24 protein-coding genes, 3 tRNA genes and 2 pseudogenes are annotated in these 24,205 nt (G+C 65.1%); 24 read left to right on the top strand and 5 right to left on the bottom strand.

Annotated features, from left to right (window positions below; translation table 11 throughout):
• Positions 1 to 510 precede the first annotated feature (510 nt).
• From C4301_RS03315 to C4301_RS03265, 11 genes and pseudogenes are all read left to right on the top strand, one after another.
• A complete protein-coding gene (locus C4301_RS03315) occupies positions 511 to 981 on the top strand; it encodes a prepilin-type N-terminal cleavage/methylation domain-containing protein (RefSeq protein ID WP_352413689.1) in 471 nt (156 codons plus the stop codon).
• An 11-nt stretch (positions 982 to 992) separates the two neighbouring features.
• Positions 993 to 1,430 (top strand): prepilin-type N-terminal cleavage/methylation domain-containing protein, encoded by a 438-nt coding sequence (locus tag C4301_RS03310; protein WP_352413688.1) that lies wholly within the window; start codon positions 993 to 995, stop codon positions 1,428 to 1,430.
• Positions 1,390 to 1,491, top strand: a pseudogene (locus C4301_RS03305) (prepilin-type N-terminal cleavage/methylation domain-containing protein); the annotation flags it as partial. The gene C4301_RS03310 and the pseudogene C4301_RS03305, both read left to right, overlap by 41 nt.
• 183 nt (positions 1,492 to 1,674) lie before the next feature.
• Entirely contained in the window at positions 1,675 to 2,349 is a 675-nt protein-coding gene (locus C4301_RS03300; protein WP_352413704.1) for a hypothetical protein, read from the top strand.
• A gap of 2 nt (positions 2,350 to 2,351) precedes the next feature.
• The gene (locus C4301_RS03295) at positions 2,352 to 3,794 is read left to right on the top strand and encodes a DUF4900 domain-containing protein (protein ID WP_352413687.1); all 1,443 of its coding nucleotides are present in this window, start codon (positions 2,352 to 2,354) and stop codon (positions 3,792 to 3,794) included.
• Positions 3,795 to 3,867: 73 nt separating this feature from the next.
• Complete coding sequence (locus C4301_RS03290) at positions 3,868 to 4,221, top strand: hypothetical protein (RefSeq protein ID WP_352413686.1); 354 nt, start codon at positions 3,868 to 3,870, stop codon at positions 4,219 to 4,221.
• Positions 4,222 to 4,405: 184 nt separating this feature from the next.
• Positions 4,406 to 4,669 carry a hypothetical protein gene (locus C4301_RS03285; RefSeq protein WP_352413685.1) on the top strand — a complete coding sequence of 88 codons (264 nt, stop codon included), beginning with the start codon at positions 4,406 to 4,408 and terminating at the stop codon, positions 4,667 to 4,669.
• A 24-nt stretch (positions 4,670 to 4,693) separates the two neighbouring features.
• Positions 4,694 to 6,280: an alpha-amylase family glycosyl hydrolase gene (locus tag C4301_RS03280; RefSeq protein ID WP_352413684.1), complete on the top strand. Its 1,587-nt coding sequence runs from the start codon at positions 4,694 to 4,696 to the stop codon at positions 6,278 to 6,280.
• A gap of 4 nt (positions 6,281 to 6,284) precedes the next feature.
• Complete coding sequence (locus tag C4301_RS03275) at positions 6,285 to 6,923, top strand: class I SAM-dependent methyltransferase (RefSeq protein ID WP_352413683.1); 639 nt, start codon at positions 6,285 to 6,287, stop codon at positions 6,921 to 6,923.
• The gene (locus C4301_RS03270) at positions 6,914 to 7,660 is read left to right on the top strand and encodes a YkoF family thiamine/hydroxymethylpyrimidine-binding protein (RefSeq protein WP_352413682.1); all 747 of its coding nucleotides are present in this window, start codon (positions 6,914 to 6,916) and stop codon (positions 7,658 to 7,660) included. The genes C4301_RS03275 and C4301_RS03270 overlap by 10 nt, the downstream gene beginning before the upstream one ends.
• 218 nt (positions 7,661 to 7,878) lie before the next feature.
• Entirely contained in the window at positions 7,879 to 9,384 is a 1,506-nt protein-coding gene (locus C4301_RS03265) for an RNA-guided endonuclease InsQ/TnpB family protein (RefSeq protein ID WP_352413681.1), read from the top strand.
• A 2-nt stretch (positions 9,385 to 9,386) separates the two neighbouring features.
• Here C4301_RS03265 and C4301_RS03260 read toward each other — a convergent pair.
• Together C4301_RS03260 and lnt are read right to left on the bottom strand one after the other, a co-directional pair.
• Positions 9,387 to 9,473 (bottom strand) — tRNA-Leu (locus tag C4301_RS03260).
• Positions 9,452 to 10,792, bottom strand: coding sequence for an apolipoprotein N-acyltransferase (gene lnt / locus C4301_RS03255; protein WP_352413680.1), 1,341 nt, complete (start codon positions 10,790 to 10,792; stop codon positions 9,452 to 9,454). Before lnt ends, C4301_RS03260 begins: the two co-directional genes overlap by 22 nt.
• A 49-nt stretch (positions 10,793 to 10,841) precedes the next feature.
• On the opposite strand from lnt, the gene C4301_RS03250 reads away from it, so the two are divergent.
• Positions 10,842 to 11,537 carry a metallophosphoesterase family protein gene (locus C4301_RS03250; protein WP_352413679.1) on the top strand — a complete coding sequence of 232 codons (696 nt, stop codon included), beginning with the start codon at positions 10,842 to 10,844 and terminating at the stop codon, positions 11,535 to 11,537.
• Here C4301_RS03250 and queG read toward each other — a convergent pair.
• A pseudogene (gene queG / locus C4301_RS03245) lies at positions 11,469 to 12,606 on the bottom strand (tRNA epoxyqueuosine(34) reductase QueG). The gene C4301_RS03250 and the pseudogene queG sit on opposite strands and share 69 nt — an antisense overlap.
• A gap of 103 nt (positions 12,607 to 12,709) precedes the next feature.
• On the opposite strand from queG, the gene C4301_RS03240 reads away from it, so the two are divergent.
• From C4301_RS03240 to C4301_RS03225, 4 genes are read left to right on the top strand one after another with little or no spacing between them, the layout of a single operon-like run.
• A complete protein-coding gene (locus C4301_RS03240; RefSeq protein ID WP_352413678.1) occupies positions 12,710 to 13,711 on the top strand; it encodes a homoserine dehydrogenase in 1,002 nt (333 codons plus the stop codon).
• Positions 13,708 to 14,757, top strand: coding sequence for a threonine synthase (thrC, locus tag C4301_RS03235; RefSeq protein ID WP_352413677.1), 1,050 nt, complete (start codon positions 13,708 to 13,710; stop codon positions 14,755 to 14,757). The genes C4301_RS03240 and thrC overlap by 4 nt, the downstream gene beginning before the upstream one ends.
• A gap of 9 nt (positions 14,758 to 14,766) precedes the next feature.
• Positions 14,767 to 15,066 carry a hypothetical protein gene (locus C4301_RS03230; protein WP_352413676.1) on the top strand — a complete coding sequence of 100 codons (300 nt, stop codon included), beginning with the start codon at positions 14,767 to 14,769 and terminating at the stop codon, positions 15,064 to 15,066.
• Positions 15,066 to 15,362, top strand: a complete 297-nt coding sequence (locus C4301_RS03225; protein ID WP_352413675.1) for a hypothetical protein — start codon at positions 15,066 to 15,068, stop codon at positions 15,360 to 15,362. The genes C4301_RS03230 and C4301_RS03225 overlap by 1 nt, the downstream gene beginning before the upstream one ends.
• Here the strand turns inward: C4301_RS03225 and C4301_RS03220 are convergent.
• Together C4301_RS03220 and C4301_RS03215 are read right to left on the bottom strand one after the other, a co-directional pair.
• On the bottom strand, positions 15,326 to 15,673 hold the full coding sequence (locus C4301_RS03220) for a hypothetical protein (RefSeq protein ID WP_352413700.1): 348 nt from the start codon (positions 15,671 to 15,673) through the stop codon (positions 15,326 to 15,328). The genes C4301_RS03225 and C4301_RS03220 overlap by 37 nt on opposite strands.
• Entirely contained in the window at positions 15,673 to 17,082 is a 1,410-nt protein-coding gene (locus C4301_RS03215; protein ID WP_352413674.1) for an ATP cone domain-containing protein, read from the bottom strand. Before C4301_RS03215 ends, C4301_RS03220 begins: the two co-directional genes overlap by 1 nt.
• Positions 17,083 to 17,165: 83 nt before the next feature.
• Here C4301_RS03215 and C4301_RS03210 point away from each other — a divergent pair.
• The 8 genes from C4301_RS03210 (at position 17,166) to C4301_RS03175 (ending at position 23,637) form a co-directional block, all read left to right on the top strand.
• Positions 17,166 to 17,240, top strand: a tRNA-Cys gene (locus C4301_RS03210).
• A 4-nt stretch (positions 17,241 to 17,244) separates the two neighbouring features.
• A tRNA-Val gene (locus C4301_RS03205) sits at positions 17,245 to 17,321 on the top strand.
• 649 nt (positions 17,322 to 17,970) lie between these two features.
• Positions 17,971 to 19,467: an HD-GYP domain-containing protein gene (locus C4301_RS03200; protein WP_352413673.1), complete on the top strand. Its 1,497-nt coding sequence runs from the start codon at positions 17,971 to 17,973 to the stop codon at positions 19,465 to 19,467.
• Between the two features lie 29 nt (positions 19,468 to 19,496).
• Positions 19,497 to 20,006 (top strand): DUF5317 domain-containing protein, encoded by a 510-nt coding sequence (locus C4301_RS03195; protein WP_352413672.1) that lies wholly within the window; start codon positions 19,497 to 19,499, stop codon positions 20,004 to 20,006.
• A gap of 43 nt (positions 20,007 to 20,049) precedes the next feature.
• Positions 20,050 to 21,048, top strand: coding sequence for a homoisocitrate dehydrogenase (locus tag C4301_RS03190; protein ID WP_352413671.1), 999 nt, complete (start codon positions 20,050 to 20,052; stop codon positions 21,046 to 21,048).
• A gap of 256 nt (positions 21,049 to 21,304) precedes the next feature.
• Positions 21,305 to 22,432 (top strand): type IV pilus assembly protein PilM, encoded by a 1,128-nt coding sequence (gene pilM, locus C4301_RS03185; RefSeq protein WP_352413670.1) that lies wholly within the window; start codon positions 21,305 to 21,307, stop codon positions 22,430 to 22,432.
• The gene (locus tag C4301_RS03180; RefSeq protein WP_352413669.1) at positions 22,425 to 23,054 is read left to right on the top strand and encodes a flagellar protein FliT; all 630 of its coding nucleotides are present in this window, start codon (positions 22,425 to 22,427) and stop codon (positions 23,052 to 23,054) included. The genes pilM and C4301_RS03180 overlap by 8 nt, the downstream gene beginning before the upstream one ends.
• The gene (locus C4301_RS03175) at positions 23,044 to 23,637 is read left to right on the top strand and encodes a type IV pilus inner membrane component PilO (RefSeq protein ID WP_352413668.1); all 594 of its coding nucleotides are present in this window, start codon (positions 23,044 to 23,046) and stop codon (positions 23,635 to 23,637) included. The genes C4301_RS03180 and C4301_RS03175 overlap by 11 nt, the downstream gene beginning before the upstream one ends.
• Positions 23,638 to 24,205: the final 568 nt, after the last annotated feature.

Below are 24,205 nucleotides of genomic sequence, written 5' to 3'. Positions count from 1 at the left end.
AGCCACGGCCCTGTCCCTAGTCTCCACCCCCATGGCCCTCCGCAGGGTAGCCCCTATGGGGCTGACGCCAAGCCCCCACCTCAAAGCCTCTTTTCAAAACCATCCTATCGGTGTTTGACCCTGGAACGTAGCCCCTGTGCGGCTGAACGGGCCAAAGCAACCATGACCAATGGGGCCTGCATCTGGTGGTCCTCTCCGTGTCCCCAGAAGGTGTCCCTTGCGGGAGGATGGACGGGGAAGGGACCACCGGCTGGGGTATGAGGGAATCGTGGGGATGCGCAAGAACCGGTGGCTTGCCGATGGGCGAAGCTGAAGGATGTTTCCTTCGGAAAGCACCGCACGGGCTGGTCCTTGGGAGCTGAGGGGTCAGGAAAGTCGGTGTCGGGAAGAGGGTATATGGCTATGCAGGGGATGCGGGAGGGGCAAGAAGTGAGTTAAAGCTCCATAGATTCGGCATGGGACTTACCCCCCATTTGGGGGATGTGCCCTTTCCCATAAGGAGGGGCCAACATGAAAAGAGGCTTTACTTTGGTGGAACTTCTCGTTGTAATTTCGGTCTTTGGGATTTTAGTAGGCTTGGTGGCTTCCACCGTAGGAGGGTTGCGCCGCCAGTTGACCCTAGAGGATGCAGCCAACACCTTTTCACAAGACCTCCAGACCTGCCGAACCAACGCCCTCTCCTGGGGTGACAACTGTAGGGTGCGTTTCCTGAACGCGGGCACCTACGTAGTGGAACGCAAGGCATCGCCCACGGGTTATACCGTAATCCTCACACGCACTCTACCCTCATCTTTGGCCTTCAGCAATGTCCCATCTGGAGCCTGGATTGAATTTGATCCCAGAACGCTCATGGCCATCAGTCCGGGCTTCCCTACTGTGGGTTCTGGAGTAAGCGCCCCTGAGGTCCGGCTCACCAACGGAAACAGAACCTTACGCCTAGTCCTATCCATGACCGGAGCAGTTAAGACCGCCTTTCTATGAGGGGGGAGGGGATGCGGCGAATCCTGGGGATGACCCTGATCGAGGTGCTGGTGGCCTTGGTGGTGCTAGGGCTGGTGGCAGGGGCCTTCACCACCACCGTGGTCTCCAGCCTGCGGATGAACAGCGACGACCGCGTCCGGGCCCGGGCCATCGCAGCGGCTGAGACCTGGTTGGACCGTTTTCGGGCCAAAAGCCTAGACTTTGGCGCCTTCACGACTCCCAGGTCCTTCAACTACGGCTATGATTACGCCGGCGACCCCACCTTCGTAGCCGCCGGAGACCCTAACCCAACAATTCTGAATCAGGAGTGGGGAGCCTTCAGGTTTACCGTCCAGGCGACCTCATTCGCCACCTCACCCCAGGTCTGGACGGTGACTGTTACCACCTGGTACCGCAAGACGGGAGGAGGTGAAGCGAACTTTGTTCTCAGCACGCTCATTAGCCAGTAAGGGTTTCAGCCTGGTAGAGACCCTGCTGACTCTGGCCATCCTAGGTGTCCTGCTCGTCTTAGCTCTCAATGGGTTTACCCAGTCCCTTTTCTTCAAACGTCATGAGGACCTTCGACTGAAAACTCAGCAGAACCTGAGGGCCGCTTTGCACTACATCACCCAAGACCTCCGCTCTGGAGCCTACCTGCACCTTTGGCATCAGACCCCTTGTGACCCCTCCAAGCCGTGCAGCAACCACACTCAGGTGAGCATCGTGGTCCTCACGGGCCAGTCCACACCTGTGGCCGAACCTCCAGGAAACAGCTTCACCAATTCGGCCGAGACCGGTATATGCGACGCCCGGACCTTCCAAGACGGGGATCTAGCTCTCCTTTACAACGGTGGCCAGGTGCAGCTCTTGCGGATCACCCAGAGGCAACTACTGGCCAACTATTCCCAGCCCTGCTCCGGTCCCCCAAACCCGAACCGGGATAAGGTTCAGCATAACAGCGACAGGATCAGTGGCCAATGGACCACTAGCGCCTACATGTTCAAGGCTGAGCTGACCACCTATCTCATCAGGCCCGATCCCCTGGACCCTAGCCAGAAGGTGCTCTACCGTACGGCTGGGTACGGTGGAAGCATACCTAGCGGGACTGGAATCGTGGCCTTTGGGGTAAGCGGCCTCGAGGTGTGGTACGGGGTGCCCGAGGACCCCAACTCCCTCACCTCCCGTCTGATTTTCTACCCCACCTTGGAGGATGCAGCAGCTGCTTTCAGCGGCCAGGGGTATACTGCCACCCCAGGAAGTGAGAAGTACATTGGCAGCCTGGTTCGGGCGGTGAGGGTGGCCCTCACCGGGACGAGTCCGGGCAACCTTCCTGGGAGGGGCATTCCAGACACCATGACGGTCACTGAGACCGTGGAGTTCAGGAGGTAGGGATGAAGTCCAGGGGGATCGCTCTGATAACCGTCCTTGTGGTTATGGCGGTGATGACTGTGGTAGGAACCCTCCTCTTCACGGGGACTCTCGGGGACCTGCGGCAGACCCGGGCTACCCTCCAGGCCACACAGGCTCGAGCTGCAGCAGAAGCAGGCCTCACCTACGCCCGCTACGCCTTGGAAGTTGCCAGGCCTAACATCAAGGCTCTACTGGCTCCCAGGATGGATCTCAACGTCAATCCCGCCACCCAGTGGGTCCTGCCCCAGGGCCAGTGGGACGATATCGCCACTGGGATCCAGGCCCTCCTCAATGGAAGCTACAGCGCGCTTCCCTCCGGGGCCATTGCCCAGGGCAGCGCCACGATCCAGTTCACCATAACCCGTTTCCGGGGTAACACCCAAGGGGCCACCGCCCAGACCTACCGGGCGGATTATGTGGTGATCTCCACGGGAAGGGCCAGCGGCGCCACCCGCCGGGCGGAGGAGAAGGGATACTTCGAAGTGCAGCTGGGGCGGCCCTCCCTTTCCCAGTGGCTCTTTCTAGTCGACGACGCAGGGGGGCAAACCGGCTTCTTCCCCACCGGGTCGGTCTTCAACGGCCCTGTCCATGCCAACCGCAACTGGGGGTTCTGGGGCAGGCCGGTCTTTAAGGATGTGGTGAGCACCGCTGAGGACGGGGCCTGGTACTGGCACCTGGGTGGGGATGGGTGCACAGGGTCCAACCGAGTCCGGGTCAGGGGTGACTCCCGCCCTCCCTGCACGGTCCCCGACTTCCAAAAGGGCTTCCTGCGCAACCAACCGGTGGTCGATCTGCCTACCTCCACCCTCTCCCAGCAGCGCGCCGCTCTGGGGATGAACCCCGCGGACACCACCTCTCCCTCCCCAAAGGAGATCTGCTTCGCCCTGGGCCTTCACAACCCCCCCAACAGGAACTGTAACAGCAACCCCTCCATCCCCAACGGGGTCTATCTGGTCAATGACGGCACACGGGTCAAAGGGGGGATCTATGTCCAGGGAGACCTGGACGCTCTGGTTGTCCAGGCCACCGGGGCCGGTCAGCAGGCTTACCGCTTCACCCAGGGCTCCAGCACCTGGGTCATCACTGTGGATTACTCCACCAATACCACCACCGTGTTCAAGGACGGCGTTACCGTGGGTACCTATGCGGGTACACCCAATGGCCCCGCCCCCCTGGGGACCGGAGGGCCTACCGGCCAGATCTACGTCACCGGGAAGATCAATAGTCTAAAAGGACCTGACCGGACGGGCCCTTTGCCCTGTGGGAACAACTACCCCGGGAACGCTGACCTCTGCCCGGACCACCCTCCGCCCTCTCAGATCCCTCCCGCCATCCAAGGAGACCCAGCTCCAAATCACCGCAGTAGGGCAGGTCGGCATCACGGGGGATCTGGTCTACGAATGCGATCCTACCAAAACCGCTGATTCTGGCTACCTCAGCGGCCACCCGCGGTGCGCTCTGGGGGGGGGCCAGACCCTGCCCACGGTCCTCGGGGTGATGTCCCAGACCGACTACATCGTCATTAAGAACACACCGGTGAGAGCCCCCGACAACCTCTACCCGTGGGGCTCCTACCTATCCGGGGCCACAGGCAAAGGGCTGGCTGTGGAGAACTACTCCGGCAGGGGGCCCCAGGGCAAGCTCCGGCTCTTCGGCGGCCTCATCCAGGCCGTGGACCAACTCAGAGGGACAGTGGACTCCTCGGGTAGACTGATCTCCGGCTACCTGGAGACCTATGATTACGACCTCCGCTTCGCAGAAAGCTCCCTGGTCCCGCCCAACTTCCCCACAGTGCGGGTATTTGACGTCCAAAGGATCCTGACTACCCCACTCTCGTTCCGGGAATACTAAGGGGACGGGTCTTTCTGCTTCCCCGTCAGGGGAACACCGAGAAGCCATACTGGGCTTGGTCCGGTCAGTGGGGGGCTGGGGACCCTGGCCGGGGGAGCCTTCCTCATGGGGCGGTCCCAGGCGGAAGGTCTTAGGGGTGGTCCTGGGCCTGGCCCGGCCAGTCTGAGCCTGGTGGCTCTGGGCCTTGGCCTCTCTTTTCGAGGGCTTCCTCGTGCCCATTCTCAACGGGTCCAACCAGGCCCTGGGAATGCTCCTGGGGGGCCCTCTGGCGGACCGGATCTTCGAACCGGCCTTTGGGGAAAGGGGGGTGGGGACAGGGGTTCTCCTCGTCCTGGTAGGGATTCTGGGAGCGGGGGTAGCCCTTCTGGCCTTTCTCTTCCCCCAGGTGCGGGAAGTGGAAGACCGGCTCGAGGACGCTGATGAAACCCCTTTCTCGGAGGCCCGGTAACGCTTCCATGCTAAAATGGCCTCCATGTGGTGGAAAGAAGCGGTCATCTACCAGATCTATCCCCGGAGTTTCCAGGACACCAACGCCGACGGGGTGGGGGACCTCGAGGGCATCCGCAGGCGGCTTCCCTATCTAAAAAGTCTGGGGGTGGATGCCCTGTGGCTCTCCCCCTTTTACAAAAGCCCCATGCGGGACTTCGGCTACGATGTCTCGGACTATTGCGACGTGGACCCCATCTTCGGCACCCTGGAGGACTTCGACCTCCTCCTTTCCGAGGCCCATGCCCTGGGCCTTAAGGTCCTCATCGACCTCGTCCCCAACCACACCTCGAGCGACCACCCCTGGTTTTTAGAGTCCAGAAGGGACCGCAGTAGCCCCAAACGGGCCTGGTATGTTTGGGCCGACCCCGCACCCGATGGCGGCCCCCCCAACAACTGGCAGAGCTTCTTCGGAGGCCCCGCCTGGACCCTGGACGAGGGCTCGGGCCAGTACTACCTCCACCAGTTCCTCCCTGAGCAGCCCGACCTAAACTGGCGCAACCCCGAGGTGCGAAAGGCCATCCACGAGGTCATGCGCTTCTGGCTCCGGCGGGGGGTGGATGGCTTCCGGGTGGACACCCTTTGGCTTTTGGCGGAGGACCTCCTCCTTCGGGACGAGCCCGGCAACCCCGACTGGCGCCCGGGGATGTGGGACCGGGGGCGGCACCTCCATATCCACATGGAGGACCAGCCGGAGACCTACGCCTACGTGCGGGAGATGCGCTTCGTTCTGGACGAGTTCAGCGAGCCGGGCCGGGAGCGGGTGATGGTGGGGGAGATCTACCTGCCCTTTCCCCAGCTCGTCCGCTACTCCCAGGCGGGCTGCCACCTGCCCTTCAACTTCCACCTCATCTTCCGGGGCCTTCCCGACTGGCGGGCGGAGAACCTGGCCCGCATCGTGGAGGAGTATGAAAGCCTCCTCACCCCCTGGGACTGGCCCAACTGGGTCCTGGGCAACCACGACCAGCCCCGGCTGGCCTCGAGGCTGGGGGAGGCCCAGGCCCGGGTGGCGGCCATGCTCCTCTTCACCCTAAGGGGCACCCCCACCTGGTACTACGGGGATGAGATCGGGTTGCCAAACGGGGAGATCCCCCCGGAAAAGGTGCAGGACCCCGCGGCCCTTAGGCAGAAGGGGCGCAGGGGCGAGCACGGCCTGCCCCCGGGCCGGGACCCCGTGCGCACCCCCATGCCATGGGACACCTCACCCTATGCGGGCTTCTCCAGCGTGGAGCCCTGGCTTCCCCTAAACCCCGACTGGAAGACGCGGAACGTGGCGGAGATGGAGAAAGACCCCCGCTCCATGCTCCACCTGGTGCGAAGGCTCATCGCCCTAAGGAAGGACCAGGAGCTCCTCTACGGGGCCTACCGCACCCACCGGGCGGAGGCCGGGGTCTACGCCTACCATAGGGGCGAAGGATGGCTCGTGGCCCTGAACCTCACAGGCAAAGAGCGGGGCCTTGAGCTCCCCAAGGGAGGGCAAGTGGCCCTTTCCACCCATCTGGACCGGGAGGAAAAGGTGGAGGGGCGCCTCCTTTTGCGTCCGGACGAGGGGGTGGTGGTCCGGCTAGGCTAGAAGCATGGACCCCTTCGCGCACCTGGCAGAAGCCTATGAGGCCTGGTACGAGACCCCCCTGGGGGCCTATGTCATCGCCGAGGAGGAAAAGGCCTTAAGGGCCCTTCTTCCCCCGGGGGAAAGCCTCCTCGAGGTGGGGGCGGGGACCGGGTACTGGCTGAGGCGGCTGGCCTACCCGGTCCGGGTGGCCCTCGAGCCCTCGGAGGCGATGCGCAAGGTGGGGCTGAGGAAGACCCCGCAGGCGGTGTGGGTGGCGGGGCGGGGGGAAGACCTGCCCTTCGACGCGGAGCGCTTTGACCTGGTCCTCCTCTTCACCACCTTGGAATTCGTGGGGGACGTGGAACGGGTGCTGGCCGAGGCCAGACGGGTTCTAAAGCCCGGCGGGGCCCTCCTTCTGGGCATCCTCGAAGCCCTCTCCCCCTGGGCGGCCCTTTACCGCAGGCTTGGGGAGAAGGGGGTAGCGCCCTGGAAAGAGGCCCGCTTTCTCGCCCGGGAGGACCTCAAGGCCCTCCTGGGGCCTCCCGAGGTGGAGAAGGAAGCGGTGTTTTTGGCCCCTGAGGCCCAGCCCCCCTACCCCGAGGCCGATGAGGCGGGAAGGCGGGCGGGCAACCGGCCTGCCCTATACTTGGGAAGATGGCGGTGAAGGCCTTGTTTGCCCTCTACCCCCTCCTCCAAAGGGATTACAAGGCGGTGGAGAAGGCCCTTCTGGCCCTGGAGCAAAGCGGGCTGGACCACCGGGTCTTCCCCACCCATTCCGAGCTTTCCGGGGAGGAGGAGGCGGTCTTTCAAACCCTCAAGGAAGCCTTTCTGAAGGCCTCGGAAGAAGGGGGGCTGGTGATGTGGGCCCTTTTCACCAACGCCTGCCAAGCCCAAGACCCCTTTCGCAAACCCGATAGGCTCCAGCGCTTCCCCCCGCAGGCGATCGCCCAAAAGGCCCTGGAGGGCCTAAAGGCAAGAAGCGCCCTGGACATCGGCACGGGGACCGGGGTCTTCGCCGAGGCCTTCTTGGAGCTCGGCCTTTTTAGCGTCGGGGTGGACCCCCGGGCGGACCGCCTCGAGGCGGCCCGGGCCAAGGTGAAGGGGGCCCGTTTCGTGGAGGGAAGGGCCGAGGCCCTCCCCTTCCCCGACGGAAGCTTTGACCTGGCCTTCTTCGGGCTTTCCCTTCACCACCTGGACCCCCTGGCCGCCCTTAAGGAGGCCGCCCGGGTGGCTAAGCGGGTCGCTGTTTTGGAATGGCCCTACCGGGAAGAGGAGGTGGGCCCTCCCCTGGAAAGGCGCCTGAGCCCGGAGGCCCTAAGGAGCCTCTTTCAGGAGGCCCTGGGAAGCCCGCCCCGGCTCCTGGTGGAGGAGGGCTACACCCTGGCCGTTTGGAACGGATAAGCCCCCCTCCAGGGCTTAGGCGGGGTTGCCAACAGCTAAAAATCTTGTTGAACTTCGTGCCTTTCTTTGATAAAATGATGACATGAAACTCAGCGTATGGGCCAAAAAGCGCGGCATTACCCCCAAGACGGCGTGGCGCAGGGAAGGGAAGGCAAAATGCCTGTGCCGTTCGAAATCCTTTCTGAGGGCGCTGGCTGCTTCCCGAAGGGAACACCGGGTTGCTTCGCGAAGCGAACACCGAGCTGCTTCGCGAAGCGAACACCGAGCTGCTTCGCGAAGCGAACACCGAGAGGCGCTTGAGCGTGAAGATCCATAGAGCCTACCGCTACGAGCTTGATCCCAATGGCGAACAACGCACCCTTCTTGCGAAGCACGCCGGGGCGGCCCGCTTCGCCTACAACTGGGGCCTTGCCCGGTGGAAGGAGATCTACGAAACCACCGGTAAGTCCACGAATGCGATCGAACTGCACCGGGAACTGAACCGCCTCAAGAAGACGGACTTCCCCTGGATGTATGAAGTGTCCAAATGGGCGCCGCAAGAGGCGCTGCGGGATCTTGAGAAGGCGTTCAAGAACTTCTTTCAGGCCCGAAAGGAAGGCCGGAAAGTCGGATACCCGAAGCCCAGGCGGAAAAAAGACGGACAGGACCGCTTTCGGCTCGATAATAGCCCCGGGACGATCCGGCTTCTTCTCGACGGCGAAGATCCGCGCCATCCCGGAAAAGCGCGCCACATCGTGCTGCCCCGAATCGGCGCCGTCCGCCTCAAGGAAAAGCCGATCCGGAAGAAGAGGGACGGCTCGACGCGCGCGTATCTCCCACAGGGGCGCATCCTGCACGCGACGGTCACCCGGGAAGCCGATCGCTGGTTCGTGAGCCTCACGGTTGAAGAAGAAATCCCCGATCCCGTCCCGCCCAAGGGCCCCGCCGCCGGCGCCGACGCCGGGCTTTTGTGGTTTCTGGTGATTGCAGAAGTTGGCGGTGGGATCGCCAAAATTGAAGCACCGAAGCCCTTGAAGAAATACTTGAAGCGCCTGCAAAGGCTGATGCGCAAGCTTTCCAGACGCGGCGAACGCGACCCAAACGGAAGGCTCCTCGAGCGAACGAAGAACTACGAGAAGCTTCGACTTAAGATCGCTCGGCTGCACCGGAAAATTCGGAACATCCGCATGGATTTTCTCCACAAACTCACGACCGACCTCGTGCGAACGTATCCGGTGATCGCCATCGAAGACCTGAACGTCGCCGGGATGCTGAAGAACGATCGTCTGGCCCGGCACATCGCCGACGTCGGCTGGGGCACCTTCCGGGCGCTTCTCGAAGCGAAAGCCAAGCTTCGGGGTGTGCGCCTCGTGAAGGTGAACCGCTTTGAGCCGTCGTCGAAGATGTGCCACGCCTGCGGCCACGTTCTCAAGGTACGCCCTTCAGGCGTGACCACGGAACTTCCGCTTTCCGTCCGGGATTGGACGTGTCCGAATTGCGGCGCACACCACGACCGGGACGAGAACGCGGCGAAAAATCTCCTTAGGTCCGCCCTGGCCGTGGGTTTAAACGGCCCTACCGCGAGTTCCGCGGGAAGTCACGCCTGTGGAGACGGGCTCTGCGGCGGAACGGCTCGGCCGGTCTACGAGCACCCCGTCGATGAAGCAGGAAGCAACCGGATGAATGTCCCTTTGGGATATTTGTCTATGGGTTGCGGAACGGGTCCGTGGCCAAAAACCCGTTGAACTGGTGCCGGGGGCGGGACTCGAACCCGCACGTCCTTGCGGACAGCAGATTTTGAGTCTGCCGCGTCTACCGATTCCGCCACCCCGGCAAACGCACCCTTAGCCTAAGGCCGGAAAGCCAGAGTGTCAACGCCACCCCCAAAGTGGGCAGGTCGCCCAGGAGGAGGTAAGGGGTCTGGCCCGCTCGGAAGGCGAAGGGGGCGGCCAGGTACCCCTCGGTGTGGGCGGGTAGCCGGGCCACCACCCGGCCGTAGGGGTCTATGCTGGCGGTGACGCCGTCGTTGCCCGCCCTGAGGAGCCAGCGCCCCGTCTCCACCGCCCGCATCCGGCCCAGGGCGAAGTGCTGGAGCCCTCCGAGGCTGGGGCCGAACCAGGCATCGTTGGTGGCCAGAACCAGAACCCTGGCCCCCTCGAGGGCCAGCCTTCGCGCCACCTCAGGGAAGGCCGACTCGTAGCAGATCATTCCCCCAAAAGGCCCCAAGGGGAGCACCCTTTCCCCCGGGGTCCGGTCCAGAAGCTCCCCAAAGCCAAAGGCCCGGAAGAAAAACCCGTACACCCCTCCTAGGACCTCCCGAAAGGGGAAGCGCTCCCCAAAGGGGACGAGCTTAACCTTGTCATAGGTGGCGAGGATTCTGCCCTTCGCATAGAGGATGAGGCGGTTGGGCCCGAAGAGGTTAAGGCCGCTCACCAAAGGCCTCCCCCCTAGGGCCTGAGAAAGCTCTGGGGGAAGGGCGGAAAGGGCGGTTTCGGGAAAGACCACCACCTGGGCCTCCGGATGGGCCTTTAGGCCCTCCCGGAGGAGGCGGAGGTAGACCTCTTCCGCCCGGGCGCCCAGGGCCTTCTCCAGGGGGTTGATCTTCCCCTGGACGAGGAGGGCCACCCGGTCCGCGGGGGCCTTAGGCAGGGGGAAAAGCCAAAGGAGCGCCCAAAGGGAAAGGGCCAGAAGGCGGAGGCGAGGCTGGGCCAGGGCCCATGCGAACAGGAGGACCAGAAGGGAAAGGAGGTGGACCCCACCCCAAGCGGCCAGGACCCTCCCCGGGGCCTCGAGGAGGGCATAGCCCAAGAAGCCCCAGGGGAAGGCCAGCTCCCCTTGGCCACTCAGCCATTCCAGAACCACCCACCCCCCCACCCGGGCCAAAGGCGTGGGGGTAAGGGCAAAAAGGAGCCCAAAGGAAAGGGCCTTTAAAAGGATCAAGGGGATAAAGGGCACCACCCCCCAGGGCCCGAAAAGCGCCCCAAAGCTCTGAGGCAGCCAGGCGAGGTGGAGGGTCCAAACCCCCAGCCCCGCCAAGAACCCGGCGCGAAATCCGCCCCGAAGAAGGGGGATAAGGGCCAAGGGAGCCAAGGGGCCGAAGGGGAAAGGAGGCAGGGCAAGGGCTAAAGCCAGGCCTGGGAAAAGCGGCCACACCCTTCACCATAACCGACCCAAGGCCACCCTGGTGTGGAAGAATACGGGCGTGCGCCTAGGTATTCTCTCGGATATCCACGCCAACCTGCCCGCTTTAGAAGCGGCCCTGGAGGCCCTCCGGAACGAGGGCGTGGAGGAGGTCTTAGTCCTCGGGGACACCCTTGGCTACGGCCCCCATCCCCGGCAGGTGTTGAGGAGGCTGAGGAAGGAAGGCCTCTCCCCCATCCTGGGGGCCTGGGACCTAAGGGTCCTTTTCCCGCAGTTTCCCGTTCCGGAAGGGATTGGGAAAGAAACCCTGGAGTTCACCCGGCGGCAGCTTAAGGACGAGGACCTCCGGTTCTTGCGGGGCCTCCGCATGAGCCACCGCTCCCTGTACGAGGGCGTGCGGGTGGTGGCCTTCCACGGCCTGCCGAAAGACCCCGAGGGCCGGCCGGACTTTTCGACCCAAAGGCACCTTCTTCCCCTTCTTCAGGAGTACCGGGCCCAGGCCCTCCTCCTGGGGGGGGGCCACCTCCCCATCCACCGCCCCCTAAGGACGGGCCTGGTGGCTGACCCAGGCTCGGTGGGCCTCTCCTTAGGAGGGGGGCACGGGGCGGACGCGATGATCCTCGAGGTGCCGGAAAACCGGGTTTACTTTCGCAAGGTCCCCTACGACCTGGGGCCGCTCCTTTTTGACCTAAGGGCCTGGGGCCTCCCCCCCATCCTGGAAGAGGTCTACCGAACTGGGCGATTCCCCTCGCCATAGCCTGTGGGCCCCCGCGGCGACCCGGGGCTGGGGGTCAAAACGAAGCCCCCGCGCCCAGTCCAGCCGGCCCACCCGGTAAGCGGCCTGCAGGGCAGTGAGCCGCACCAGGGGAGGGGGGTCCTTAAGGCCAAGCCGAATGTTGCTTCGCGAAGCGAACACCGAGAGGCCCAGCCCCGCCTTTAAGTTGGACACGACGATCAGGGCGTTCCGGGCCATCCGGGCGCGGCCGGGCCGGAGGAAGGCGGTGCCCGCATACCTCCTCTGGAAAGCCCTCCCGGAAAGGAGGAAGAAGCCCCTAAGATCAGGGTGGGCGAGGTCGGGCTCGGGCCGGAAACCCTTCCAGACCGAGCCAAACCGGTTCCAGGGGCAGACCTCCTGGCAGAGGTCGCACCCGAAAAGCCACTCCCCCACCCCGTCCCAAAGGGGGTAGGGGATGGCCCCCTTGTGCTCGATGGTCCAGTAGCTCACGCAAAGCCTAGCGTCCAAGGTGCCGTCCCCCAGGAGGGCCCCGGTGGGGCAGAAGGCGAGGCAGCGGGTGCAGCGGCCGCACCGGTTGGGCAAAGGGGCGGGAGGGGGTGGGGGGAGGTCGGTGAGAAGAGCGGCCAGGCTCAGGTGGCTCCCCAGGCCCACCCGGATGAGCATCCCGCTCTTCCCGATAAAGCCGAGGCCGGCCAAAGCGGCGAGGCTCCTTTCGGAAAGGGGGCCATGGTCCACATACCCCCTGGCCCAGGTCAGCCCAAAGGGCTACCTTGAGGCCAAGGCTTCTGGCCAACCCTTCCAGTGCCTTCAGGTGGGGCTCCAGAAGCAGGTGGTAGTCCCGCACCCAGGCGTAGCGGGCCACCCGGCCAAGCCTCAGGCCACCCGGGGGCCTTCCAGGATCGGGAAAGGCGTGGGGGGCGGCGAGGAGGAGGGCGCCTCGGGCGGGAAAACGGAGACTGGGGTCTAAGCGCGCCTCGAGGGTTTGGGAGAGGTAGCCCATCCCCGCAGGCCGGCCTGAGCGGACCCAGGCCCTAAACCGCGCCTTTACCTCCTCAGGAAGGGCCACGGGGGCCCAGGCGGCCAGGGTCACGCGTCAGCGTACCTTGGTCACGCGTCAGCGTACCTCGGTCACGCGTTAGCGTACCTTGAGGAGGATCGCCCCTTCGGCGGCCATCCCCCTTATAATCCCCCCTATGAAGGCCTTCCGGATAGCCCTCCTGGGCGGCGGGACCGTGGGCGGAAGCTTCTACGCCCTCGTCCAGGGGCAGAAGGAGCGCTTCCTCTCCTTGGGCCTCGAGGTGGGCTTCACGGGCGTTTTGGTGCGGGACCCAGAAAAGCCCAGGGCCATCCCTAGGGCGCTGCTAAAGGGGGAGCCCTTTGACCTGCTGGAGGCGGAGGTGGTGGTGGAGGCCATGGGCGGGGTGGAGGCCCCCTTCCGCCTCCTCCTTCCGGCCCTCGAGGCAGGCATCCCGGTCATCACCGCCAACAAGGCCCTGCTGGCCGAAAGGTGGGAGGCGCTCAGGCCTTTTGCGGCAAAGGGCCTCCTCTACTACGAGGCGAGCGTCATGGCGGGCACCCCCAGCCTGGCCGCCCTCGAGGCCCTAAGGGGCGCCAGGCCCCTGGAGCTGCACGCCCTCCTGAACGGGACCACCCTCTACCTCCTGGACGAGATGGAAAAGGGCAAGCCCTACGAGGAGGCCCTTAAGGAGGCGCAGGCCAAGGGGTATGCGGAGGCCGACCCCAGCCTGGACGTCCTGGGCACCGATGCGGCCCACAAGCTCACCCTCCTCGCCCGCCTCCTCGTGGACCCACAGTTTCCCTTCTCTGAGGTCCGGACCAAGGGCATCACCCACCTGACCCCCGAAGCCCTTAAGGAGGCGAGGAGGCGGGGCTTGCGCATCCGGCTTGTGGGAAGCCTCTTTCCCCAGGGGGGGAGGTGGCGGGCCGAGGTCCGGCCCGTGGCCCTGCCCCTGGACCACCCCCTGGCGGAGACCCAAGGGCAAAACGCCCTCCTCTTCCTAAGCCGGGAACTGGGGGAGGTCTTCCTAAGGGGCCCCGGGGCGGGCGGGGAGGCCACGGCGGCGGGGCTTCTTTCCGACCTCTTCCGCCTCCTCCTGGGCACGCCAGGCCACAAACCCCTTCCCCATCCCATCCCCGCCCCGGACCACACCCCGGTGCGCTGGGAGGAAGCATGAAGCCCCTCCTCGAGCGCTACCGTGAGCTCCTGCCCGTGGGCGAAAAGACGCCGGTGGTGAGCCTCTACGAGGGCTCCACCCCCCTGATCCCCCTCAAGGGGCCCAAGGAGGCCCGGGAAAAAGGCGTGGAGATCTACGCCAAGTACGAGGGGCTGAACCCCACGGGGAGCTTCAAGGACCGGGGGATGACCCTGGCCGTCTCCAAGGCCCTCGAGGAGGGCGCCCAGGCCATCGCCGCCGCCAGCACCGGAAACACCGCGGCCAGCGCCGCCGCCTATGCCGCCCGGGCGGGGATTTTGTCCATCGTGATCCTGCCTGCGGGGTATGTGGCCATGGGCAAGGTGGCCCAAAGCCTGGTCCATGGGGCCCGCATCGTCCAGATCGAGGGGAATTTCGACGATGCCCTCCGCCTCACCCGCCTCCTCGCGGAGCACTACCCCGTGGCCCTGGTGAACTCCCTCAACCCCTACCGCATCGAGGGACAGAAGACCCTGGCCTTCGAGGTGGTGGATGAGCTCGGGGAGGCCCCGGAGTACCACGCCCTGCCCGTGGGGAACGCGGGGAACATCACCGCCCACTGGAAGGGGTACAAGGAGTATTACGCCCTAGGCCGTTCCAAGGCCCTCCCCCGGATGCTGGGCTTCCAGGCGGCCGGGGCGGCGCCGCTCGTCCTCGGCCACCCAGTGGAAAGGCCCGAGACCCTGGCCACCGCCATCCGCATCGGCAACCCCGCCTCCTGGGAAGGGGCGATCCGGGCCAAGGAGGAGTCCCAAGGGGCCCTCGAGGCGGTGACGGACGAGGAGATCCTCGAGGCCTACCTCTACCTGGCCCGGGAGGAGGGGCTTTTCGTGGAGCCCGCCAGCGCGGCCAGCCTGGCCGGGGTGTGGCGAATGCTCCGCGAGGGCCGGCTCAAGGGGGGCCGGGTGGTCCTCACCCTCACGGGGCACGGGCTCAAGGACCCCGGCACCGCGGAAAAGGTGGCCCGGCTAAAAGAGGTGGTCCCCGCCCGCCTCGAGGCCGTGGCGGAAGCCGCGGGCCTCGTGTAGACTCTCCTCATGGCGCGGACCAAGACCAAGGAGCCCTTTCCTGGGGCCTACTACGTGGCGGGGGCCATCACCATCGGCCTCATGATCCTGTTCATCGCCCTAGGGGCAAGCCTTCCCCCCGGGGTGGCGGGGTTTCTGGTGGCCTTCGTTTTGGGCCTCACCGTAAGCCCCAGGTACGTGCCCTTTTTCCTTGCGGCAGGGGTTTTCTCCGCCCTGATGGGGTTCTTGGGCCAGGAACCCCAGGTGGCCTGGGGCGGGGTGGGGCTTCTTCTCTCCCAGCTCCTCGTCAAGCGGTACATCCGGGAATGATGGATCCAAACGCCGTGGCCCAAAGGCTCTCCCTCCTTGGTGTGGCGGGGTATGCCTTCTTTTTCTTCCTCCGCCCAAACCCCGAGGGGCTGGCTCTGGCCCTGGGCCTGGCCCTGGGCGGGGCGGCCCTGGCCTATCGGGAGCGGCCCTTCCCGGTGCCTTTTTTCCTCGGGCTTTTCCTCCTCCTCCTCGCATTTCAGCTCTGGCGGGGGGAGCCTTTGGCCTTCCTCCTGGGCGGGGGCTTAGGCCTGGGCCTGCCCTACCTGGCCTGGCGGCTCCGAAAGCCGGCCAGGTAAAGGAGGAGGCCCGCCATCATCCCCTCCCCTAGGGCGTAAAGGTAGGGGAGGAGCAAAGGGGCCCGGAAGCGAAGATAGATAAGAAGCGGCCAGGGCGTAAGGGCCCATACGAGGCCAGGCCTACCGTAGCCCATGGCCAGGACCACCCCCACCCCCAGGCCCCTCAGGTAGGCCAGCCAGCCCGTTCCCCACTCGTTTTGGTAGATGAACCAAAGGAGGTTGGCCCAGACCCCCGCCGCCTCCCAGGAGATCCACCGGGCGGAAACCCGGGCGAGGAGGAGGAGGAGCAAAAAGGCCAAGGCATCCCAGATCACGCCCGCACCTCCAAGGTGGCCACGATGACCTCCAGGGCCTTTTCCACCGCCTCGTCCAGGTTCTCCCCAGGGATGATGGGCACGCCTTCCCGCTCCGCCTGGTGCTCGAGGTGGTCCTGGATGAGGCGGATATCCGCAAAGTGGTCCAGATACTTCTCCTTAGGCCGCATCCGCCCCGTCTCCCGGTCCCGGATGAGGAAACGGTCCTGGTGGACCTTCTCATCGTGTACCACCACCAGCATGGGGACCTGGAGCACGAAGGGCCTGGAGGGGTGGTCCAGATACCCAGGAACCACGTGCACCCCCTCCAGGACCAAGGAGGTCCTTTCCCTGGCCGCCCGCTCCTGGATGGCCTTGAGCCCCACCGCCACCTTCTCCACCTGGTCCAAGAACCCCCGGATGACCAAGGCCTCCTTACCCCCTTCCTCCCGCGAAAGCGAGAGGGCGCTCCAGGCCTCAAAGCTCGAGACGTGCAAAGTGGGCAGGAGCTCCGCGCTCAAGGTGGCCCGGAAGACCTCCCGCACCGCATCCGAGGAGATGATGTGGGTGATGCCGAGCCGGTAGGCTAAGGCGCTGGCTAAAACGCTCTTCCCCACCCCGGTCACCCCCCCGATGAGGACGTGGACCGGCCGGTCGCTCCGGCGCAGGGCCCTCAGGACCAGGTAGCGCTTGGCCACCTCCTCCCCCGCCTCCTCTAAAAGGGTGCGGTAGACCCGCTCCCTCAGGGCACTCCGCCGGATGACGGTCCGGCCCTCCGCATGGAGACGGGCCTCGAGCTCGCGGGCGATGCGGTAGGCCCGGTCGGGGGCCAGGCCCACGGCCATGAGGCTCTGGGAGAGAATCCCCTTGGAGAAGGGAACGCGGGGCTCACCCTCCTCCTCCTCGACGAAGAGCTCCCCCGCGTAAAGCCGTCTCTCGCGGTACCGCCTGCCCGCCGCCCGGCCGTACTTCCTCCGGACGACCTCCGCCACCACGGCCTCGAGGCGGCGGGCCCCGATCCGCCGCACCCCTTCCCGCCGGAGCCTCGCCTCCACCTCCTTGGCCAGCTCGTGGGCCTCCTTTAAAGAGAACCCCGCGTCCTCGAGGCTCCTCGCCAGAAGCCCCTTGGAAAAGGGCCTGTACCGCCTCCCCTCCCGGACTAGGATCTCCTCAAAGGCCAGGGTCTGCCGGGAAAGCCTCTGTGCCGCCTCCCGGCCCAATGCCTTCTCCACCTCCTCCAGCAGGACCTGGCGCAAGGCCCTGGGCGTGACCTCCCGCCGCCCTTCCGCCTTCAGCCGCTCCTCCACCGTATGGGCCACCGAGGTGGCCGCCCCCGCCCCCACCCCGGAAAGGAGGAGGGAGTCCACGAGAAGCCCCTTGGAGAAGGGCCAGCGCCCCCGCCTCAGCTTGACGTAGACCTCGCCCATTCCCCGCATCATACACAAAGCCCCTTACACAGGCGCTTTGTTGACACACCCTTAGCCCCCGTGCTACCATCGAAACTGGCTACGGCGCCGTAGCCAAGCGGTAAGGCAGAGGTCTGCAAAACCTCCATTCGCCGGTTCGAATCCGGCCGGCGCCTCCAGCAAGGGCGCGTAGCTCAGGTGGCCAGAGCACTACCTTGACACGGTAGGGGTCGGAGGTTCAAGTCCTCTCGCGCCCACCAGTAGCCCCCCAGAGGGGGGCCTTTCCTTTTGGTATGCTGGAAAGCGCAAAGGGGGTGGGACCAAAGGGGGGTTCCATAAGCCGGTTAAGCCCGCGATCCGCGAACGCATTACCGGATTTAGGGTTTCCGCAAGGATTTCTGGCGGCCGATTCGGGCCTGTATTCGGGGTGCGATGATTCAAGAAGATCCGGTCCCAAACCCCGGTGGGGAGACCGCCCCCGGGGTTTGCCGCATCCTTATCCGCCTTTAAGCCGGCAAAACCGCGCCGCCACCCGCTTGGCCCGGCAGAGGGTTCCCCCCATCCCCCCACCGCCCCACCGGCAGGCCCTGGGCTATGCTGGGTTTATTGTTTAGCTTTTATCCATACAACTGTGGCAAAGGAGGCGATTTTTATCGTGCTGATACTTGTTCTTACCCTCTTGACATCCCTCATCTTACCCTCTAGCTTGGAATCAAGCGAAGGGGAAACCCCCCGAGCCCAAAAAGGAGGGATGAAGATGAAAAAGGTGCTTCTCAAGGTTCTCGGTCTCATCGGTAGCCTGATCGCCCTTGGCCTTGCCGCCGGCGCTGGCGCAAGCTGGGACTAACCCCCCCAGACCCTGGACGGCCAACCCGGTTGGCCGGTTTTTTTTGGTATGCTTGGGCCAGCATGCAGCGGCTTCGCTCCCTTTGGGCTAGGCTCCAGGCCCTTCCCATGCCCCCAAGGCCCATCCTCCTCTACCTCCTGGCCCTCCTCCTTGGCCTTCTGGCCTTTGAGCTCCTCCTTTTGCGCCTTTACGGCTTCGCCTGGCCCCAAAGGGCCTGGTGGGAGCTCCTCTTCTGGGGAGGGATAGTGGCCTGGTCCCAGCGGATCGCCGTCTACCTCCCCATGAGCGCCAGCATCTCCCAGCTTTTCGTCATCGCCCTGGCCCTGGCCGTCCTCTTCCCCCCCTGGTTCGCCCCCCTGCTTGTCTTCCTCTTCTACCTGAGTCCCAGCCTGGGCAGGCCCAGCTACCCCTGGTTTAAGGACCTCTTCAACCGCACCCAGATGGCCCTTTCCACCGCCTTTGCCGCCTTGGCCTGGCGGTCTTTGACCGAGGCCGTCCCCCTTTTCCTGGGCCCCTGGGACCTGAGCGCCGGCCTTGGCATCGCCGGCGCCAGCCTCGCCTTCTTTCTCACCAACATCACCCTCGTCTCCTTCGTCATCCATCTCGCCTCCGGGGCAGACCTCGGGAAGATCTGGTTGGAGAACTGGCGCTGGCTGGCAGCCAGCTACCTCTTCCTCTCCCCCCTGGCCCTCCTCCTGGCCCGGGGGTACGAGGCCCCCCTGGTGGGGGGCTGGGGGGGGTGGACGGTCCTCCTCTTCCTCATCCCCCTTTACTACAGCCGCCACTACTGGGACGAGGCGGTGCGCCTCAGGAGGGCCCTGGACACCTCGCTCCAGCTCCTCATGAACGCCCTGGAGGCCAAGGACCCCCAGACCCGCCTCCACTCCGAGCGGGTGGCCCATATCGCCAGGGACCTGGCCCAGGCCTATCTGGCCCAGCGGGAAGGTGCCTCTTTCCCAAAGGAAGGCCCCGAAGGCCAGTCGCTTTCTCAAGGGAATGCCGGGAACCTTGACCCCGGGGTGGTCTACCTGGGGGCCCGCATCCACGACATCGGCAAGATGGGCCTGCCGGATCGCATCCTCCTTAAGGACGGCCTCCTAAGCCCCGAGGAAAGGGCCCTGATGGAAAGCCACCCCGTGCTGGGGGTCAGGCTCATGGCCCCAGCCAAGGCGGCCTTTAAGGAGGCGGTCTACCGGATCATCCGCCACCATCACGAGCGCTGGGACGGCCGGGGCTACCCCGACCGGCTTGCGGGGCATGAGATCCCCCTCGAGGCCCGCATCGTGGGCCTGGCCGACGCCTACGAGGCCATGACCTCGGACCGGAGTTACCGCAAGGCCAAAACCCCGGAGGAGGCCCTACAGGAGATGAAAGACCTCGCGGGCGTTCAGTTTGACCCCAGGCTGGTGGAACTCTTCACCGAGCTCTGGGAGAAAGACCCTGTCTGGAAAGATCGGGAGGTGTTCCTATCTCACTCTACCTCGCAGCAGTCCTCGCTGGACTGGCCCTCGCCCTCGCCCTTGGGGCAAGGCTCCAAGACCTCGGACGAATCGAGCTGAAAGCGGCCTGGGCCTTCCTTCTCGCCGCCTTGGGCGAGGGCGCCCTGGCCTACCTGACCTACCGGGGCCTTCTCGCCCCCTCCTACGCCGGGCCCCTGGCCAAGCTCTGGGTCCTGGCCCTGGTGGGGTACGGCCTATGGCAGAACCGCCACCTTAAAAGCCTCTACCTGGTCTTTCTGGGGCTTTTCCTGAACACCCTGGTCATCCTGGCCAACGGGGGGCATATGCCGGTAAGCCCCGAGATCCTGGTCCGGGTGGGCCTAAAGGACTGGGTGGAGCTTTTAAGCCGGCAAGGGGACGGGGTGCACACCCTCCTCACGGGACAAACCCGGCTCCCCTTTCTGGGGGATGTGATCCCCCTTTACCGGTTGCATAAGGCCATCAGCCCAGGGGATCTCCTCATCCTCATGGGCCTCTTCGGTGCGGTGGTGGAAGGGGGTGTACGGGCAGCGGGGGGCGTGCGGGGGCCGAAAAGGGCGGTGCTTTTTAGGCTCCTCCTGGTCTTAGCCCTGGCCTGGGCCCTTTTGAGGTTGGGGTAAAGAGGTATATTCTTCTGAGGGCCCCGCCCCCAGGGGGAAAGGTATGGCGTATCGCATCTGCTTGATTGAAGGCGACGGCATCGGGCACGAGGTGGTCCCGGCGGCGCGGAGGGTTCTGGAGGCCACAGGGCTTCCTCTGGAGTTTATAGAGGCCGAGGCGGGCTGGGAGACCTTTGAACGAAGAGGGGTATCCGTTCCCGAGGAGACGGTGGAGAAAATCATGGCCTCGGACGCCACCCTCTTCGGGGCCGCCACCAGCCCCACCCGGAAGGTGCCTGGCTTCTTCGGGGCCATCCGCTACCTAAGGCGGCGCCTGGACCTTTACGCCAACGTGCGGCCAGCCAAGTCCCGCCCCGTCCCCAAAAGCCGCCCAGGGGTGGACCTGGTCATCGTCCGGGAGAACACGGAAGGGCTCTATGTGGAGCAGGAAAGGCGGTACCTGGACGTGGCCATCGCGGACGCGGTGATCTCCAGGAGGGCTAGCGAACGCATCGGCCGGTTTGCGTTCAACCTGGCCTCGAGGCGGGAAAGGAAACTCCTTCACGCGGCGCACAAAGCCAACGTCCTCCCCGTCACCCAGGGCCTCTTCCTGGACACGGTCAGGGAGGTGGCCCAGGGCTTCCCCGGGGTCAGCTTCAAGGACATCATCGTGGACAACTGCGCCATGCAGCTCGTGATGCGCCCCGAGCAGTTTGATGTGATCGTCACCACCAATCTCCTTGGGGACATCCTCTCCGACCTCACCGCCGGGCTCGTGGGGGGTCTGGGGCTTGCCCCTTCCGGAAACATCGGAGACCGGTACGCGGTCTTCGAGCCCGTCCACGGCTCCGCCCCCGATATCGCGGGGAAGGGCATCGCCAACCCCACGGCCACCATCCTCTCCGCGGCCATGCTCTTAGAGCACCTGGGGGAAGAGGAAGCCGCCCGGCGCATCGAAGCCGCAGTGGACAAGGTTTTAGCCGAAGGCCCCCACACCCCGGACCTGGGGGGCACGGCCACCACGGAGGCGTTTACCGAGGCGGTCCTCCGGGCCATGGCCTGAGGCCGAACGAAAATCCCCCGGCCATGGCCGGGGGAAGGGCTCCACCCGTGTGCTAACGGCTCCTTGCAAAAAGCGGTGGGTTGGCCTACCGGTGTTCCCTTCGGGAAGCAGCCCGGACACGGGCCCTAGCCAGGTCGCGTTTCGGTGTATGGTATAGTAAGGCCATGGCTATGGACGCACGGTCTGCGTTTTAAGATTCGCCGAGGGGTTAGGATTTGCAAAGGTTGCTTTGCGAGGCGAACACCGGGAGGCCAGCATGGTGCGACTTTTATGGTCAAACCTATTTAAACCGCGTATTGAGGCGGTGGGGCTGGAGATTGGGGCCTCGAGCCTGAAGCTGGTGGAGTGCACAGGCTCCCCCCCCATCCTCAAGGCCTACGCCCAAAGGCCCACCCCGCCTGGGGTCCTGGTGGGGGGGCAGGTGGTGGAGCCCGCGGCCTTGGCCCAGGAGATCCGTGAGCTCTTCCTCCAAGCGGGGGTGCGGAAAAGGTACGTGGTCACCGCGGTCCCCAGCCAGGCCACGGTGGTCCGCATCCTCCAGGTGCCCAAGATGCCCCTCAAAGAGATGGAGGAGGCCGTCCGCTGGGAGGCGGAGCGGTACATCCCCTTTCCCATAGACGAGGTCCTCCTGGACTTCGCCCCCCTCGAGCCCATGGAGGATCTCAGGGAAGGGGCGCAGGTCCAGGTGGCGGTGGCCGCGGCCCTTCAGGAGACGGTGGCCTCCTTGGTGGAGACCCTGAAGAGCGCGGGCCTCATCCCCTTGGTGATCGATGTCAAGCCCTTCGCGGGCCTCTACCCCCTGGAGGGGGTTTTGGAGGGGCAGACCAGCTTCGCGGTGGAGATCGGGGGCAGCGCCACCACCATGGTCTTGGCCCAGGGGACCAGGCCTTTGGCGGCGCGGGTTCTGGACCTCTCCGGCCAGAGCTTCACCGAGGCCATCGCCCGGGCCTTCAACCTGGATCTCCTCGCGGCTGAGGAGGTCAAGCGGGCGTATGGCATGGCGACCATTCCCACCGAGGACGAGGAGCTCCTTTTAGACTTTGATCTGGAACGGGAACGGTACAGCCCGGCCCGCATCTACGACGCCATCCGCCCGGTCTTGGTAGAGCTCACCCAGGAAATACGGCGAAGCTTGGAGTTCTTCCGGGTCCAGCTGGGGGACCTCGAGGTCAACCAAGGCCTGCTCTACGGCGGGGGGAGCAAGCTCAGAGGCCTCTCCACCCTGCTTCAGGACGCTTTGGGCCTGACCTTCCAGGAGGCGAACCCCTGGCTAGGCCTCCAGGTGGACGGGAAGAGGGTTGATCCCGAGGAACTGGCCAGGCTGGCCCCGGAGTTCACCGTCCCCGTGGGCCTGGGCATAAGGGGGGTGAGCCCCCTTGATTAGGCTGAACCTCCTCCCCAAGAACCTGCGCCGCCGGGTGGAGCCGGGCTGGTGGCGGCTTGTGGCCGTCCTCTTCGCCCTGGCCGTCCTGGGCATACTGGGGGTTTTGCACTTCTCGGTCCAAAGCCAGCTTTCCAGCCTGCGCCTCGAGCGGGACACCCTGAGGACCGAGGTGGAGGCCTTAAAGCCCTTCATCGCGGAACAGAACCGCCTCCAGGCGGAGAAAAAAGCCCTGGAGAGCCTCCTCGCCATCCGGGAAAACCTCAGGAAAAACTCCGTCCCTTGGTCCGAATACCTGAGCCTGTTCATCCGCCAGATCCCCCGGGAAGGGGATCGGTTCAGCGTGGCCCTTAAGAGCGTGGGGACGAAGCTTCTCAGCGAGGAGGAGGCGAAGCGCCAGGCCGAAGCCGGGGCCTACGACGGAAAGCCCGTCCGAGTGGAGTTCGCCCTGCAAGGAGAGGCCCTGAACCAGGCCGCGTTGGTCCGCTTTATCCGGGCCTTTGAGACCTCCCCCCGCTTTGGCATCAGCTTCCAGGGGGCAAGCCTGGACACGGCCCGGGGGGTTTACACCTTCTCCGCCACCGTGGGCCTGGTGCCCCAAGGAGGTGAGGCCGGTGTTCGCTAGGGGTGGGGTCGGCCTTCGCAACCTAGGTCAAAGGGAGTGGGCTCTTCTCTCCATCGTTCTTGTAGTCCTTCTCGGGTTGGCCTGGTATTACCTCCTCATCACACCTATAGAGCAGGAAATCGCCCAGGTGCAGGAAGAGGTTGACCGGCTCACCCTGGAACGGAACCGCGGCCTCCAGGCGCAAAGGGCTCTTCCGGAGCTCAGGGCAGCCCTGGCCCAGCTCCAGGCGGAACGGGCGGCCTTTTTGAGGGCGCTTCCCCAGGAGGAAAGACTCTACGCTGTTTTGAACGAGCTTTCCCAGGAGGCGCTCAGAAGCAGGGTGGTGCTTAAGTCCCTGGCCCGCTCCCCCTCCTCCGCCCCCGTGCCCGAGGTGCGGGCGGTGAACCTGGCCCTCCAGTTGGAGGCCCCCTTCCCTGAGACCTACACCTTCCTAAAGCGGCTGGAGGCGCTTTCCCGCTTTAGCACCCTTTCGGGGCTGAACCTGAGCATAGGGGGGCAAGGCCAGCCATCCCCCAACCTGAACACCAGCCTCACCCTAACCCTGTACATGCTGGCCAAGACCCCTTCGGGAGGTGGGCGATGATGCTTTGGAAAAACCTCCCCCAGTCCACCAAGCTCCTTTTGGTCGCCCTTCTCTTCGCCTCGGCGGTGGCGCTCTGGTATACGCTCTTCTATCTGCCCGCCCAGGCACCGACCCCCCAAGAAGGCAGGCCCTTCGGAACTAACCAAAAAGGTGGCCAGGCCCCGGTGGGAGAAACGGCCCCTGCGGGGATCGAGGCGCTTCCGATCCCCTTTATGGCCGAGCCGAAGACCACTCCTCCTTCCGGCGCGGCCCAGCCTGAGGGGCCCGCTTCCAAAGCGGCGGTCGCCGGCTTCGCTTCTCCGTCAGGGGGAAACCCCTCGGTCCCATCGGTGTTCGCTTCGCGAAGCAGCCCTTCGGGGTCGCTCGGAAGCGTACCTGGCAGCAGCGAGGCAGCTTTGCCCCCAGACCCCTTTGTCCCGCTTTACGTGGAAGCTCCCCCCGCAGCACCTATCCCACCCACCCCCAGCCTTTCGGTCTCCCCTTCGGGGTCACGCGGCGGCGTACCTCGGAGCAACCCCCCCTTGCCCCAAGGCGCCCCGGTCCGGGTGGTCCCAGGCCAGCCGCTCCA

Origin of the sequence: Thermus sp. (assembly GCF_040290245.1) — a bacterium.
Classification (GTDB): Bacteria; Deinococcota; Deinococci; order Deinococcales; family Thermaceae; genus Thermus_A.
This window is presented reverse-complemented; position numbering and strand designations above follow the sequence as displayed.

What these genes read in the sequence shown, in the direction of transcription:
- C4301_RS03315 (WP_352413689.1), top strand. Translation starts at nt 511, where the DNA reads ATGAAAAGAGGCTTTACTTTGGTGGAACTTCTCGTTGTAATTTCGGTC.
- C4301_RS03310 (WP_352413688.1), top strand. Translation starts at nt 993, where the DNA reads ATGCGGCGAATCCTGGGGATGACCCTGATCGAGGTGCTGGTGGCCTTG.
- C4301_RS03295 (WP_352413687.1), top strand. Translation starts at nt 2,352, where the DNA reads ATGAAGTCCAGGGGGATCGCTCTGATAACCGTCCTTGTGGTTATGGCG.
- C4301_RS03290 (WP_352413686.1), top strand. Translation starts at nt 3,868, where the DNA reads ATGTCCCAGACCGACTACATCGTCATTAAGAACACACCGGTGAGAGCC.
- C4301_RS03280 (WP_352413684.1), top strand. Translation starts at nt 4,694, where the DNA reads ATGTGGTGGAAAGAAGCGGTCATCTACCAGATCTATCCCCGGAGTTTC.
- C4301_RS03275 (WP_352413683.1), top strand. Translation starts at nt 6,285, where the DNA reads ATGGACCCCTTCGCGCACCTGGCAGAAGCCTATGAGGCCTGGTACGAG.
- C4301_RS03270 (WP_352413682.1), top strand. Translation starts at nt 6,914, where the DNA reads ATGGCGGTGAAGGCCTTGTTTGCCCTCTACCCCCTCCTCCAAAGGGAT.
- C4301_RS03240 (WP_352413678.1), top strand. Translation starts at nt 12,710, where the DNA reads ATGAAGGCCTTCCGGATAGCCCTCCTGGGCGGCGGGACCGTGGGCGGA.
- thrC (WP_352413677.1), top strand. Translation starts at nt 13,708, where the DNA reads ATGAAGCCCCTCCTCGAGCGCTACCGTGAGCTCCTGCCCGTGGGCGAA.
- C4301_RS03230 (WP_352413676.1), top strand. Translation starts at nt 14,767, where the DNA reads ATGGCGCGGACCAAGACCAAGGAGCCCTTTCCTGGGGCCTACTACGTG.
- C4301_RS03225 (WP_352413675.1), top strand. Translation starts at nt 15,066, where the DNA reads ATGGATCCAAACGCCGTGGCCCAAAGGCTCTCCCTCCTTGGTGTGGCG.
- C4301_RS03215 (WP_352413674.1), bottom strand. Translation starts at nt 17,082, where the DNA reads ATGGGCGAGGTCTACGTCAAGCTGAGGCGGGGGCGCTGGCCCTTCTCC.
- C4301_RS03200 (WP_352413673.1), top strand. Translation starts at nt 17,971, where the DNA reads ATGCAGCGGCTTCGCTCCCTTTGGGCTAGGCTCCAGGCCCTTCCCATG.
- C4301_RS03190 (WP_352413671.1), top strand. Translation starts at nt 20,050, where the DNA reads ATGGCGTATCGCATCTGCTTGATTGAAGGCGACGGCATCGGGCACGAG.
- pilM (WP_352413670.1), top strand. Translation starts at nt 21,305, where the DNA reads ATGGTGCGACTTTTATGGTCAAACCTATTTAAACCGCGTATTGAGGCG.